The following is a 12496-nucleotide window of genomic DNA, read 5'->3' on the forward strand; positions in this document are numbered from 1 at the left end:
AACGTTTCGGATGCCAACCAAAACGTTTCGGATCCGTGATCGGCTTCAGAATTACGGGTTAAAAAGGGGTCAAGTCAGGCAGTTTCACCCGGGAAAAATTCCGGCTGCCATAGCACCTGCAGCGAGGCCAGATCCTCGCCAGCAATTAAGCGGCGGACCATATCGGCAATCTGCCGCCCCACGCCCTGGCGCGTGGACTGGATCACCGCGGCGACATCGGTCTCTATGATGCTGTCCTGCGGCAGCCCGTCATACACCACCAGGGCGACGCGGTTGTCGCCGGTTAAACGGCCCAGATGGGCGAGCGCCATGGCGGCGCCATCGCCATGGGTGTTGCAGTCGGTGATGATCGCGGTAGGCGTCTCCGGCAGACGCAGCAGCTCCAGCGTGGCCTGATAGCCGCCTCGGCGCGTCGCCGGCACGCTACGCAGCCATGCATCGGATAACCCCGCCTCGCGCAGAGCATCGAGGTAGCCGTTACGCCGTTGCAAAATAAACGCCTGATTGTTGTTCTCGCCCAACAGCGCGATACGCTGGTGGCCCTGTTGAATCAGATGGCGGGTGGCGCGGCAGGTGCCGGCATAGTTATCGAAATCAAACCAGGCGTAGGGCTGTGCCAGGCGGCTACGGCCAAGCGCCAGAAACGGAAAGCCTGAGGCCTGCAGCTGCGCCAGCCGCGGATCGTCATCCAGGGTATGGGCCACGATTAAAGCGTCGACGCGACGGCCCTGCACCATGCGCATATAGCCATGTTTATCCGCTTGTTCATCATCGGCGATCAGCAACAAATCAATGTCATGGCGCGCCAGCTCATGGCTGATCTCCCCAACCATCTCAAGAAAAACGTTATTGTTGAGCGGCACGGGGCGGACAGGAAAGACGAGACCAACGGCATCAATGGTGCCCATTTTCAGACGGCGGGCGAAAGTGTTGGGGCGATAGCCCCGGCGCTGCGCTTCAGCCTCAACCCGGGCGCGGGTCTCCTGTGACACATCGTCATAGCCGTTCAACGCCCGGCTGACGGTCGTGACGGAGATCCCAAGTTGTTTGGCAATGGCTTTCAGCGACATAAAAATCCCTGTTTTCGCATAGGAAAGCTAGTTTCCCGCAATATGGCTATGACGTCCAGCAACAGAGACAAAGCGCCGTTCGGCGCTTTGTTCTGAGGAAAAACTACTGCGTCAGCGGTTTACGCACAAAGAAGCCATAGAGACAGGCGCCAAGGAACAGCAGGCAGCCGCCGAGAATAAAGACATTGGTGAACTGACCGGTAGCATCAAGGATAATCCCGGTGATCACCGGTGCCAGCGCGGCGCCCAGAAAACCGCCAAAGTTCTGGATCGCACCGAGAGAAGCGACCTGCTCTTTGGGCGCCATATCCGCCGCCAGCGCCCAAATAACCCCGGACGGCATTTGCGAGCAGAAATAACCCAGCGTCAGTAGCGTAATCGCGGTACCGCTGTTGCTGACAAACGGAATTGGCATCACAAAACAGGCCGCCATTGCCGCCCCCACCACAATAGGCACCTTCCGCGCCGTTACCGCATTAATCCCTCTGCGCACCAGACGGTCAGAGAGCATCCCGCCGCAAAGGACGCCAAGAATACCGGCAAAGAATGGAATCGAGGCAATAAAGCCCGTCTGCTTCAGGCTGAATCCCATCGATGTTTCCAGATAACCCGGCAGCCACGTCAGATAAACCCAGATAGTAAACATGATGCAGAAGTTGCCGGAGATCATGAACCAGGTCGTTTTATTGCGAAACAGCTCGCCCCAGCTAACTTGTGGCTTATCGGCCTCAGCCATCACCACCTTACCAGTGTGGATCAGCATCGCTTCCCGCGCATCCGGATCGCGATAGAACTTCAGCCACGCCAGAATCAACGGTATACCCAGCAGACCCACGGCGATAAACATCCCGCGCCAGCCAACCCACAACAGCAGAAGCGTCAGCAGCGGCGGCGCGATGGCGTTAGCGATTTGCGAACCCGTATTGATAATCGATGTCGGCAGGCCGCGCTCTTTATCCGAAAACCAGCTTTGGGTGATCTTGATACCAGAGGTAAAGAACGGCGACTCAGCCACCCCCAGCAGCACCCGCAGGCCATAGAAGAAACTATAGGTATTCACAAATCCCATCAGAAAGGTCACGGCAGACCATAGCGTCAGCGCGCCGGTGAACATTTTCTTCGAGCCGAAACGGTCGACCAGCCAGCCGGCCGGCAGGTTCGCCAGCGCATAAGGCCAGAGAAACGCCGATAGCAGCAGACCCATTTCGGTTCCGGAGAAACCAAACTCCTTCGAAATGGTGGTATTAGCAATACTCAGGTTGGCGCGATCAAGGTAGTTCACCACCGCAGCCAGCAGCAGAATTAAAATGATCCCCCAGCGCCGGCGTGAGAGTTTCGGCGCCGCGATAGCCGCTGCAGTAGTGTGATTTAGCGAACTCATAAACCGTCCTCCAGCAAGGCGCGATCGATTTTCATCACCGCTTTCCGAAGATGTTTCTGTTCGCCCTCTCGCGGGTGGCAGCAGGGGCGGTGGATGTCCTGTGGAAAGAAAATGGCAAACATGCCGGGCGTCAGCCTTATTTGCGTTTCCTCGTCTTCGACCTGCCAGAACAGAATGTCCTGCTGCGGCGTCATATCCTCGGTAACGTGATGGCAACGGCTTTCAGCACGGCTGACCCCCATGCGCTCCTCGCCGGAGATCAGATACTGAATATCAATAAACTGGCGGTGCGATTCAGGACGCGCCTGCGCAAAAGGCATGCTGTCCATCTCCTGCAACAGGCAGAAGAGTTTCCCCGGGATCAGGTCGATTTTACCCGGCGCAAAGTGCTGAAAATCCTGGCTGGCGATAAACGCCAGCGCCTGACGAATCACCGGATGAAACGCGGCCTGTTGTGCAGGCCACGCGTGCAGACTTGATACGATCATAATGACCCCTCCCTTAGCCTGCGATCCGCTGCTGCCACAGTTCAGTGCCCACGCGGATCTGATCGAGGATCACCGTCAGCCCCCAGAACTTGCTCAGTACATCGTCTTTGTTAACCCGGCAGGCAACACTGTCGAAGGTCCCCAGCCGCTGATGGTAAATTTTGGCGTTCTTCGGGTAGCCCAGTGTTTCGGTGACCGCTCCCAGCGACAGGAATACCGCCAGCTCGTCGGCCAGCGCCCGCTGGTTTTTGCCTTCTCGCCACATCCAGCTATACAGCTCCGGGTGGAAGTTGGTAAACACACCGCTAAAGCCCTCGGCACCCGCCAGCATCGCAGGCCAGGCGATAGCAGCATTGGCGTTGATCACTTTCAACGGGGTTCCCTGAGCCAGGCGCACGCGGCGCTCAACGGTCGGCAGATCACAGCTCACATCTTTCAAAACCACAAAGCGGCCGCTGTTGGCGCACCAGGCGAACTCGTCGTCGCTAAGCAGACGGCGATACGGCGCCGGACACTCATACAGCCCCAGCGGCATCGAAACCGGCAGCACCGCCAGCAGCGATTGCAGGGTAGCGAAAAAGAACTCACTGCCTTCATTGCGCGGATCGAGATGATTGGTAACCAGCACCAGCGCATCAATGCCGGTCTGCGACATTGCCAGCAACTCTTCCTTTTGCGCCGCCAGATCGTCACTAATATGGCCCGAGGCAATCACGGGGATGCGCCCCGCCACGTGATGCACCACGAAACGCGCCAGCTCGACACGCTCCTGCAGACTGAGATATTGCATTTCACTGGACTGGCAGACGGCAAAAAGCGCATCCACGCCTTTTGCCAGGTACCAGTCGATCAGCTTCGCCAGAGCCGGATAATCAATCTGGTCGTCAGTGGTAAATGGGGTCAGCATGACGGGAACAACACCGTTAATCGTTTTCATCTTATTTTTCCTGGATTAGAGGGTACGGAGTCGAGCGTTTGCCTGTGCAAAGTCAGGCATGTTGGAAGCCCCCTCCAGCTCGACGGCCAGAGAGGCGAATGCGGAGGCCCAGGTCGCGGCCTGAACCAGGGTGTTGCCAGCAGCTAGCGAGGCGGCGAGCGCGCCATTAAAGGCATCGCCAGCGCCGGTGGTATCGACAGTGACCGCCGGGAAAGCGCGAATATGGCTAAACTGGCGATTATCCAGCAGCAGCGCGCCGCGCGATCCCATGGTAATAAGGACTTTCTTAGCCCCTAATTCAGCGATGCGCAGTGCAGCCTCTTTGGCGGTATCAACATCGTTAATCTCGATACCAGATAACAATGAAGCCTCGGTTTCATTCGGTGTAATCACATCAACATAAGGAATACTGGGAATGATTTCTGCTGAGTACGGAGCAGGGTTTAGAATGACGGTCTTTCCTAGCTCCCTGGCTATTTTTATTAACGCATGGGTAGCGTCAAAATTATTCTCAAGCTGAACTAATAAAACATCAGAAGAGGTGAGCTCAGGAATAATCGCCTCAATTTCATTATGCGTTATCGTCGTATTCGCGCCGGAGTAAATAGCGATCATATTTTCGCCATTTTCCTGCGAGACATAAATAATGGCATTGCCGGTTGGTTCGCTCTCAGATTGATAAAGCGTAAAGGAGTGTATGTCAGAACGGGTCAGATGATCGGCCGCTAAATGGCTAAACTGATCTTTGCCAACCTTAGCGACAAAATGTACCTGCGCACCGGCTTTACTGGCAGCCGTTGCCTGATTTGCCCCCTTTCCACCGGGCCCAAGGCTGCTGGCGAGCGCCAGTAGCGATTCGCCACCGCGCGGAAAACGTTCCACTCGGGCCACAATATCCACATTAAATGAGCCGAATACACACACTTTGCCGTTCATCGATTTTCCTTTCTGCTGACCACTCACCGTAGGTTTTCTGTGATTAATAGGCTGCAACAGCACCCCGAAACTATCACCGGTTTCAGAAATAAGCTCAGCCTGTAAATTGCGCCGTGAAATAATCGCCCCGCCATAACAACGTTGCACGACACCCATTTCTGAAAGAGTATTTAAATCACTACGAATGGTTTCTTTTGAAACACCAAAATAGGCAGCAAAATAATTAACAAAACCACGTTCATGATCGTTTAAATATTTCAGGATATGCCGTCTGCGTTCTTCTAAAAACATAATAAACCCCAATGTCACGAATTAAGTATACGAACCCCTTCCGGCAGGAAGAGTGACATCAATCCCATGTTTTTAGGCAAAACGGAAGGAAACAAAAATGGAAAAACGATGAAGATATTGAGCAGATAAATAGCTCACTCAATCATTAATGAGAAATGAAAGAATCTTCTGCGCATCAAAATAAAATGCGCAGATTATGACTAATTTTGCTCAGCGATCAGCAGAGCCTGCGTATCCGGCTCCAGCGCCTGAAAAACATGCTCCTGATCCGCCGGGTAGCAGATATAGTCGCCCTCGCCGAGCTCTTCCGGCGCCGACGTCAGCCCTACCCGCGCCCGCCCCTGGGTGACGATAATATGTTCCACCGAGCCTGGCGGATGCGGATGCGAAATACGATCGGCGCCGGGCTGGGTTAACAGTAAATAGATGTCCCGACGCGCGCCTGGCGGACAAGCGGCCAGCAAAATGGCCTGATAGTTCGCCTGCTCCGCCACCACCTTTGTCCCCTCTCCGCGGCGGATCACCTGCGTTTTGTTCACCTGCGGCTCAAGCAGGCGGGCAAACGGGATATCCAGCGCCACGCAGAGCGACCACAGCGTTTCCAGACTCGGATTGCCGTTGCCGGACTCCAGTTGCGATAGCGTGGATTTTGCGATACCCGCCCGACGCGCGACTTCCGCCAGCGAGAGACCGGTCCGCGCCCGCTCCCGCACCAGGCTTTTGGCAATAACGCTGATTGGCTGTGTCATACCCGCCCCTTTGTTTTTTATATCGAACGATTCGTTCGCCTTGAAAAACGATTATTATGTGTTCATTATAATGGAAATTCGTTCGATATGGCTAAATGATATGAAACAAACTCTCTCCAGTCTCAGCGGAGACACGATAAAAGCGATCGTTTTGGTCTGCCTTGCCGTCGGGGTGGTGGGCATGTCCTATGGGTCGCTGGCGGTGGCTTACGGCTTCCCTTTATGGGTGCCGCTCTTGCTTTCGGTGTCCGTGCTGGCAGGCGCTTCTGAATTCATGTTTATCGGCATTATCGCCAGCGGCGGTAGCCCACTGGCCGCCGCTGCCGCTGGCCTGTTAGTCAACGCGCGCCATATCCCGTTCGGAGTGACCGTGCGCGAACTGGTTGGTCGGCGCGCCTTAAGCTTTATCGGGTGCCACATTATGAACGACGAGAGCGTGGTCTTTGGCTTGTCGCAGCCCACCCCTACGCAGCGCAAAGCGGCCTACTGGCTGTGCGGCGCCGGCGTCGCGCTGATCTGGCCCCTCGGCACGCTAACCGGCGCGGCCGTCGGCAAACTGCTGCCAGCGCCGGAAACCATCGGGCTTGACGCGGTCTTCCCGGCGATCCTGCTGGCGCTGGTGATCCCGGCCTTTAAAAACCGCACTACGCTGATCCGCGCCGCCAGCGGCGCCGCACTGGCGCTTGCCGCCGTACCGTTTGTGCCCACCGGGCTGCCGGTGCTGCTTTCGCTGTTTGGTTTACTGTCGAGGAAAAAATAATGGGCAATATGACGCTGTTTATCGCCGGTATCGCCATCCTGTCGCTGGGAACCTATCTGATGCGCCTCGGCGGCGCGAAGCTCGGCAATCGGCTGGCATTTTCCGAGCGCTCGCAGGCGCTGCTTTCCGATGCGGCGACGGTGCTGCTTTTTTCCGTCGCCCTGGCCACCACCTTCTATGAAGGGGCGCATTTCGCCGGCATGGCGCGCGTTCTGGGTGTGGCTGTCGCCGTGTTCCTCGCCTGGCGCAAGGTCCCGCTGATCGGCGTGATTATCGCCGCCGCCGTGGTGACCGCGCTGCTGCGCCTGGCGGGTATGCCTTAGGGCGGGTAAGCGTAATCCGCCAAACCGGCGTGCTTTCCAGCGATCGTGCCTTCAAGCCAGTGAATAATCGGTTTTATCTCCAGCGGATACCGCTGGTCTATCGTCAATACGGGCCCTAAAGACATGGGCTGCGCCCGCCCGGCCAGCTGGGCCAGCTCCGGCAGATACTCCTCGCCGGGGTGGCCCGGCGGCCGCGTCGCCAGCCGCGAGGCATAGCGTGCGACGGCCAGCTCCGGGGTAATATGGTTCCAGATCTCAATTACCTGCTCCACGCCCGCCTGCTGTAGCAGTCTCTGCAAGGTCTCCCGCGGCTGAAAACCGAACCAGGCGTCGATCAACCAAACCATGCTGGCAGGCGACGCGCCGACAATCGACCAAATCACCTCATACGCCGCACAGCCCAGCTGGCGATTCATCGGCCGGTCGACAGGGGCCAGGCGCGCCATAAACGGCTCTTTGATGCCGTCGATCGTCAACACTGGTAGACTAAAGGTCTCCGCCAGCAAACGGGTGATGGTGCTCTTCCCCGACGCCGGAATGCCGTTGATTAATATGGCCGTTTTGCAGCCTGGGGTCAGATGTCTGTTCATAGTAATGCGACGACCTCCTCCCGGCTGCGGGCCGTCCGCAGTTTGGCCATGGTGTCATTGTTATCCAGCAGCGCGACGATGGAACGGATGCCCTCCTCGATATGCGCATTGCTGTCCCGGGCACCAAACATAATAACAATGTCCGCCTTTTCACCGTCCGCAAACGGGATGGGCTTTTTCAGCACCACCAGGCTAAAGCAGTTGCGTCTGACGCCGCACTCGGGGCGGGCATGGGGGATGGCAATCCCTTCATCAAAAACGTAATAAGCGCCATGATTCAAGGTATTATCGATCACCGCCTGGCTATATTCCGCCGAAATAAAGCCTTTCGCCTCCAGCGGGCGGGCAGCCAACTTTATTACCCGCTGCCAGTCGGATTCCACAACGCCAACCTGAATGGCATCGGCCTCAATAAGCAGTTCTTTTATGGTCATTCTCTGTTCCTAGATATTGCGACGAATAATATTGCGTAAATTATCAATCTGCAGAAACAGCTCATCGATATCCTGCCGGTGGCTCTTACTCTTGGCATATACCGATAATGCCCGGTTGTAAGTCAACATCAATGTTTTTTGCACGTCGCTATTATCGGGCTGGCGCTGTAATTCGCCTTCCAGTCTGGCGATCTCTTCCGCCAGCTGACGGGACTGTTGATCATAATCCTGCAGCGGGTTTTGCTCTTTTTTCCACAGCGTTTTCAATGATTCAAACATAGCAAGCTCCCTCCCTGGCGGAAGACAGGGCAACAAAAGATATGTGTCGGTAAAAACGCTATTTAAATAGCGCCATTTTTTCCATTAATACGGCAGTCACTGCCTGGTTGGCGGGAATTAAAAATTTCCGTACGCTGTCATTTACTTTTCCTTTCTCGAACGTTGATTTACAGCGGTCGACCCACTGCACGTTCATTTCCGTTCCGACGTTCACTTTATTAATCCCTTCAGTGACGGCCAGCCGCATATCGTCGTCACTAACGCCTGTGCCGCCATGCAGCACCAGCGGCACGCCAGTCGCTTCGCTTATCGCCTTCAGCCGCGCATGCTGTATCTGCGCTTTACCGGTGTACAGGCCATGCACAGTGCCCACCGAGACGGCCAGCATATCGACCTGCGTCTCCTCCACAAAACGTTTCGCGTCGTCGACGGTAGTAAAACAGATATCTTCGGCAGCCACCGCTTTTCCATCCTCTGACCCGCCGATCGCCCCCAGCTCACCTTCTACCGTAATATTCCGCGGCCGGGCCATTTCCACCACAATCCGCGTGTTACCGATATTTTCCTCGAGGCTTAAGTGAGACCCGTCGTACATCACCGAAGAAAAGCCCGCATTCATTGCCGTCTCGATGGCTTTAATATCGGAGCAGTGATCGAGGTGCAGGCAGGTCGGGATATTTTCACTGTCTGCTAATGAACGCACGGCATCGACCAGTAACCGATACCCCAGATACTCTGCGGTACCGGTTGATATTTGGATCATTAATGGGCTGTGGCTGTTTTGCGCGGCTTTGAAAAAAGCCGGTAACATCTCAATACAGTGCAAGTTAAACGAGCCAATCGCTTTAAAATTTCTTTCCTGAGCGATGTTTAAAATCTCATTAAAATTATACAGACTCATGAACATTTTCCCCTTTCGGCTTAGCGGATTTACCGTTTACAAACCATGCCAGTGCGGCGACAAACACAATAAACAAGGCGACAAAGAGCCAGTTATTCTGGAAGGCGTGGCCTAATACCAGACCGGAGCTGATGACGTCAGAATCGCTGAAGGTGACGCCCGTAAAGCCGTAGCTCTCCAGCATGGGCACCAGAATAGCCGGCAGAAAAGTGATAAACAGACCGTGGATAACCCCGCCGATCATCGCCCCGCGACGTCCGCCCAGCGCATTACCAAATACCCCTGCCGTACCGCCGGCGAAAAAGTTGGTTAACAGCCCGGGGAGGATCATCGCCAGACCGAACATCGGGAAAACCAGCATGCCGATAATCGAGCCGACAGTCGTCGCCAGAAATCCGACAATCACCGCATTTGGCGCATAGGGAAACAGCACCGGGCAATCGAGAGCAGGCTTTGCATCCGGGACAATACGCATCGCGATACCGCGAAAAGCCGGCACCAGCTCATTGAGTAATAAACGCACACCGCTATAGAGGACAAAGACCCCGGCGACAAACTGAATGGACTGCATGAAGGCATACATCAGGTAATTAATGCCGCCGGAGAATTGCGCGATGTACTGCGGCCCCGCCGCAATAGCCGGGATGAGATACATCGGCACCATCACCACCGCCATGGCCAGATAGGTATCCTGCAGAAACTTAAAGTTATCAGGCAGTTCGAGATCTTCCGTGGAGCGAGAGCCTTTTCCGACAACTTTAGCGACCGCAGCCTGCACCAGATAGCCGATGGTACAGAAGTGCCCCAGGGCCACATCGTCAGACCCGGTAATGCGCCTGACCACCGGCTGCGCCAGGGCCGGCATTAAGACCGCCATCACACCGCCGAAGATACCCCCGGTTAAAATCAGCGGTACGCCAGTGAGCCCGGACTTATAGCCAATCACAGCCCCAATTGTCGCCATCCACAGTAGCGCCTGGCCGGTCAGGAAAATATATTTCAGCGGCGTCAGACGGGCGATAATAATATTGACGGCAAAGATCACCAGCAGCGTCAGCGCCACTTCCGAACCTAATTCCCGATTCGCTAACCCGGCGATGGCGGCCACATCGGTAATGTAGCCTTTCATGCCAAACCCTTGGGTGAAGATATCATTCAGGAAGGTCAGGGTGGCGACAATGATGTTTATCCCGGCCATCATAATTAAGAAACCGAGCAGCGTTTTAAATGTCCCTTCCGCGGTTTTGCCTGGCGATTTCTTTTGCAGGATCAGGCCAAGCATGGCAATAAAAGCAATAAGGATGGATGCCTGGCCGAGTAAATCCTTAACGATAAACGCAACGAAGCTATTCATAATCAGCCACCTTCAGATGACGTTCTTTTAAGAATGCGACGATCTTGGTTTCAATCTCCTCTTTATCAGTAAGTTTATTCAATACCACGACACGTTTAATTTCTTCTTCACTGGCATCGGCGGTTAAGATGTCGGCAAAGGTTTTTTGCGTCAGAATCATATCCGATTTAAAGGCCCCAGCTTCGGAAACGGTGGTGTGTTCAATATGAGCGGGAATTTCCAGCTTCTTTAAAACTGCCTTCGCCGTCATTTCAATGGCAAAGCTTGAACCGAGGCCGCAGCCACATACGCATAAAATTTTCAGCATGGAGGGTCTCCTCAAATAATATTGAGTTGCTTGGCAAGTTTATAATGATGTCCTTCAGTATCGACCAGACGTTTTTTCATACTGACTAAATCAATCGGAATAGGTTTGTTACTGGAATTAATTATTATGGCTTTATTTTTCATACCTGACTGAATACAGCGAACCACTTCACTGGCCATAATGGTACCCTGATAAATCTCTTCACAGGTTGGATCACCGCTGCGTAAACCATAACCGACGATCGTTTTACGGATACGGACACCTATTTGTGGTTCCAGCTGTTTAATCATGGTATCAATCGCCCCCTGAAAGCCGGGAGAGTACTCTTTGGTATAGCCTTCTGAGCAGAGGATCACGACGCTATTTTGCGTGCTCAGCTTCCGGGTAATCCGTTCCGCAAGCATGGTCAGCGGCATCTGTGCCTCCGGGATCAGGGCAATATCAGCATTACATTTAATGGCGGACTGTAACGTTAGTTCTCCACAATAGCCTCCTAATATCTCAACCATAAAAACCCGACCCGGCAGCGCTCTTCCGGTATTTCTTAAACGGGAGACTTCTTTAATAATTTGCTCACAGGCCGTGGAAAAACCAATCGTATAATCACTGCCATACACATCATTATCGATAGTCATCCCGACACCAAAGCAATTAATCTCAAATTCACTAAGGGTATTCAGAAACTGCAGGCTGCCATCCCCCCCGGCCATAATGAGCACATCAATACGCAGAGATTTAAGTTTTTTAGCAATGCTTTCATATTCACTGCGCTGCAGTTTGCGACTGGTTCGCCCCGAGGTAATGATCGGCACCGCGGTAATGGAGAAATCAACCAGATCGCGCCACGCCATATCCTGATGACTTTTCTCCAGTAGCCCTGGAATACCGCCATTAAACAGCGTGATATCGGCATTAGCCTGCCTGGCTATCTGGAATATAAAATTATTCATTCCCGAAACATCCCCGCCGCTAATAACGATGCCAATTTTCATGACGCTTCCTCGCTCATTTGCCTGACAACATTTTTCCCTGAGTACAAGCCTTCTATTTGCAATAAAGATCACATAATGCGTATTAAATTACGTCAGTGAATGGTTGACAGTAGCAGTGACATGCTTATTTATGTGATAAACATCTCATTTAAAGAGGGTGATCGCCATCGCTTTCTGTTTTTAATATCTTTATATTTCATAGCGTTAAAATATCGAGATATTCAGGCGTGCAGACCTTTCCTTTGCCGTTAATATAGGGATTTAAGAAAAGAACGGAAACGTGATTACTGCCACATTTTTTTCGTAGCAGAGGGGAATATCGGGTAATTTCGCCGATGCGGGAAGCGAAACAAAAAAAGCGCCCTAAGGCGCTCTTTCGACAGTAACTTTATGCTTATTTGTTCAGTTCCGCAGTCATATGCACGCGGTTGCCGGTAAAGGCTTCGGTAATTTTGTAAGACGAAGCGCCAGCAGCCTGCGCCTGAGCAGCGATTTTCGCTTCCGCACCATCCATCGTGGCAGCGGTTGCAGTCACGGTTTCAGCAGCGAATGAACCAAAAGAAGCGGCCAGTGCGATTACTGCGACAAAAGTTTTGATGCTTTTCATGATATAAACCCTTTCATTTAGTTGTTTAGATAAGGCGCCGTGCCTTGATGTGTTAAATAGTAGCCCGCACATCGCTAAACAAAAAGCGGAAGGATTT

General features: G+C 53.6%; 16 protein-coding genes. 2 read left to right on the forward strand and 14 right to left on the reverse strand.

All coding sequences use genetic code 11. The annotated features are described in order from the left end of the window. Nucleotides 1-74: 74 nt before the first annotated feature. The 6 genes from N438_RS26200 to N438_RS26225 form a co-directional block, all read right to left on the reverse strand. Nucleotides 75-1070 (reverse strand): substrate-binding domain-containing protein, encoded by a 996-nt coding sequence (locus tag N438_RS26200; RefSeq protein ID WP_116696588.1) that lies wholly within the window; start codon nucleotides 1068-1070, stop codon nucleotides 75-77. A gap of 103 nt (nucleotides 1071-1173) precedes the next feature. Next, nucleotides 1174-2451, reverse strand: coding sequence for an MFS transporter (locus tag N438_RS26205; RefSeq protein WP_022064607.1), 1278 nt, complete (start codon nucleotides 2449-2451; stop codon nucleotides 1174-1176). Beyond that, nucleotides 2448-2939, reverse strand: a complete 492-nt coding sequence (locus N438_RS26210; protein WP_046882436.1) for a YhcH/YjgK/YiaL family protein — start codon at nucleotides 2937-2939, stop codon at nucleotides 2448-2450. The genes N438_RS26205 and N438_RS26210 overlap by 4 nt, the downstream gene beginning before the upstream one ends. A 13-nt stretch (nucleotides 2940-2952) precedes the next feature. Continuing rightward, on the reverse strand, nucleotides 2953-3876 hold the full coding sequence (locus N438_RS26215) for a dihydrodipicolinate synthase family protein (RefSeq protein WP_022064605.1): 924 nt from the start codon (nucleotides 3874-3876) through the stop codon (nucleotides 2953-2955). Nucleotides 3877-3891: 15 nt separating this feature from the next. Then, nucleotides 3892-5103: a PfkB family carbohydrate kinase gene (locus N438_RS26220; RefSeq protein WP_040970674.1), complete on the reverse strand. Its 1212-nt coding sequence runs from the start codon at nucleotides 5101-5103 to the stop codon at nucleotides 3892-3894. A gap of 200 nt (nucleotides 5104-5303) precedes the next feature. Continuing rightward, on the reverse strand, nucleotides 5304-5852 hold the full coding sequence (locus N438_RS26225) for a helix-turn-helix domain-containing protein (protein ID WP_002882865.1): 549 nt from the start codon (nucleotides 5850-5852) through the stop codon (nucleotides 5304-5306). 100 nt (nucleotides 5853-5952) lie between these two features. Between N438_RS26225 and N438_RS26230 the strand changes: the two genes are divergently transcribed. Both N438_RS26230 and N438_RS26235 read left to right on the forward strand, forming a co-directional pair. After that, a complete protein-coding gene (locus N438_RS26230) occupies nucleotides 5953-6612 on the forward strand; it encodes an AzlC family ABC transporter permease (protein ID WP_038421942.1) in 660 nt (219 codons plus the stop codon). Then, entirely contained in the window at nucleotides 6612-6935 is a 324-nt protein-coding gene (locus N438_RS26235) for an AzlD domain-containing protein (RefSeq protein ID WP_008807893.1), read from the forward strand. Before N438_RS26230 ends, N438_RS26235 begins: the two co-directional genes overlap by 1 nt. On the opposite strand, the gene N438_RS26240 is transcribed toward N438_RS26235, so the two are convergent. From N438_RS26240 to N438_RS26275, 8 genes are all read right to left on the reverse strand, one after another. Next, nucleotides 6932-7525: an ATPase AAA gene (locus N438_RS26240; protein WP_008807894.1), complete on the reverse strand. Its 594-nt coding sequence runs from the start codon at nucleotides 7523-7525 to the stop codon at nucleotides 6932-6934. The genes N438_RS26235 and N438_RS26240 overlap by 4 nt on opposite strands. Further along, the gene (locus N438_RS26245) at nucleotides 7522-7959 is read right to left on the reverse strand and encodes a PTS sugar transporter subunit IIA (protein WP_046882434.1); all 438 of its coding nucleotides are present in this window, start codon (nucleotides 7957-7959) and stop codon (nucleotides 7522-7524) included. The genes N438_RS26240 and N438_RS26245 overlap by 4 nt, the downstream gene beginning before the upstream one ends. A gap of 9 nt (nucleotides 7960-7968) precedes the next feature. Continuing rightward, nucleotides 7969-8238 carry a hypothetical protein gene (locus tag N438_RS26250; protein WP_055323207.1) on the reverse strand — a complete coding sequence of 90 codons (270 nt, stop codon included), beginning with the start codon at nucleotides 8236-8238 and terminating at the stop codon, nucleotides 7969-7971. A 58-nt stretch (nucleotides 8239-8296) separates the two neighbouring features. Further along, on the reverse strand, nucleotides 8297-9139 hold the full coding sequence (locus N438_RS26255) for a class II fructose-bisphosphate aldolase (protein ID WP_008807896.1): 843 nt from the start codon (nucleotides 9137-9139) through the stop codon (nucleotides 8297-8299). Continuing rightward, the gene (locus tag N438_RS26260; protein WP_004203642.1) at nucleotides 9126-10493 is read right to left on the reverse strand and encodes a PTS sugar transporter subunit IIC; all 1368 of its coding nucleotides are present in this window, start codon (nucleotides 10491-10493) and stop codon (nucleotides 9126-9128) included. Before N438_RS26260 ends, N438_RS26255 begins: the two co-directional genes overlap by 14 nt. Then, the gene (locus N438_RS26265) at nucleotides 10486-10800 is read right to left on the reverse strand and encodes a PTS sugar transporter subunit IIB (RefSeq protein WP_004151864.1); all 315 of its coding nucleotides are present in this window, start codon (nucleotides 10798-10800) and stop codon (nucleotides 10486-10488) included. The genes N438_RS26260 and N438_RS26265 overlap by 8 nt, the downstream gene beginning before the upstream one ends. 11 nt (nucleotides 10801-10811) lie before the next feature. Further along, nucleotides 10812-11792, reverse strand: a complete 981-nt coding sequence (locus N438_RS26270; protein ID WP_032731538.1) for a 6-phosphofructokinase — start codon at nucleotides 11790-11792, stop codon at nucleotides 10812-10814. 394 nt (nucleotides 11793-12186) lie between these two features. After that, nucleotides 12187-12399, reverse strand: a complete 213-nt coding sequence (locus tag N438_RS26275) for a YdgH/BhsA/McbA-like domain containing protein (RefSeq protein WP_004127125.1) — start codon at nucleotides 12397-12399, stop codon at nucleotides 12187-12189. Between the last annotated feature and the right edge of the window lie 97 nt (nucleotides 12400-12496).

The sequence above is a fragment of the Klebsiella sp. GL120222-02 genome (assembly GCF_003097195.1).
Taxonomy (GTDB): domain Bacteria; phylum Pseudomonadota; class Gammaproteobacteria; order Enterobacterales; family Enterobacteriaceae; genus Klebsiella; species Klebsiella variicola.

Excerpts from the sequence above, each read along its gene's own strand:
- N438_RS26200 (WP_116696588.1), bottom strand. The coding sequence starts at position 1,070 with ATGTCGCTGAAAGCCATTGCCAAACAACTTGGGATCTCCGTCACGACC.
- N438_RS26205 (WP_022064607.1), bottom strand. The coding sequence starts at position 2,451 with ATGAGTTCGCTAAATCACACTACTGCAGCGGCTATCGCGGCGCCGAAA.
- N438_RS26210 (WP_046882436.1), bottom strand. The coding sequence starts at position 2,939 with ATGATCGTATCAAGTCTGCACGCGTGGCCTGCACAACAGGCCGCGTTT.
- N438_RS26215 (WP_022064605.1), bottom strand. The coding sequence starts at position 3,876 with ATGAAAACGATTAACGGTGTTGTTCCCGTCATGCTGACCCCATTTACC.
- N438_RS26220 (WP_040970674.1), bottom strand. The coding sequence starts at position 5,103 with ATGTTTTTAGAAGAACGCAGACGGCATATCCTGAAATATTTAAACGAT.
- N438_RS26225 (WP_002882865.1), bottom strand. The coding sequence starts at position 5,852 with ATGACACAGCCAATCAGCGTTATTGCCAAAAGCCTGGTGCGGGAGCGG.
- N438_RS26230 (WP_038421942.1), top strand. The coding sequence starts at position 5,953 with ATGAAACAAACTCTCTCCAGTCTCAGCGGAGACACGATAAAAGCGATC.
- N438_RS26235 (WP_008807893.1), top strand. The coding sequence starts at position 6,612 with ATGGGCAATATGACGCTGTTTATCGCCGGTATCGCCATCCTGTCGCTG.
- N438_RS26240 (WP_008807894.1), bottom strand. The coding sequence starts at position 7,525 with ATGAACAGACATCTGACCCCAGGCTGCAAAACGGCCATATTAATCAAC.
- N438_RS26245 (WP_046882434.1), bottom strand. The coding sequence starts at position 7,959 with ATGACCATAAAAGAACTGCTTATTGAGGCCGATGCCATTCAGGTTGGC.
- N438_RS26250 (WP_055323207.1), bottom strand. The coding sequence starts at position 8,238 with ATGTTTGAATCATTGAAAACGCTGTGGAAAAAAGAGCAAAACCCGCTG.
- N438_RS26255 (WP_008807896.1), bottom strand. The coding sequence starts at position 9,139 with ATGAGTCTGTATAATTTTAATGAGATTTTAAACATCGCTCAGGAAAGA.
- N438_RS26260 (WP_004203642.1), bottom strand. The coding sequence starts at position 10,493 with ATGAATAGCTTCGTTGCGTTTATCGTTAAGGATTTACTCGGCCAGGCA.
- N438_RS26265 (WP_004151864.1), bottom strand. The coding sequence starts at position 10,800 with ATGCTGAAAATTTTATGCGTATGTGGCTGCGGCCTCGGTTCAAGCTTT.
- N438_RS26270 (WP_032731538.1), bottom strand. The coding sequence starts at position 11,792 with ATGAAAATTGGCATCGTTATTAGCGGCGGGGATGTTTCGGGAATGAAT.
- N438_RS26275 (WP_004127125.1), bottom strand. The coding sequence starts at position 12,399 with ATGAAAAGCATCAAAACTTTTGTCGCAGTAATCGCACTGGCCGCTTCT.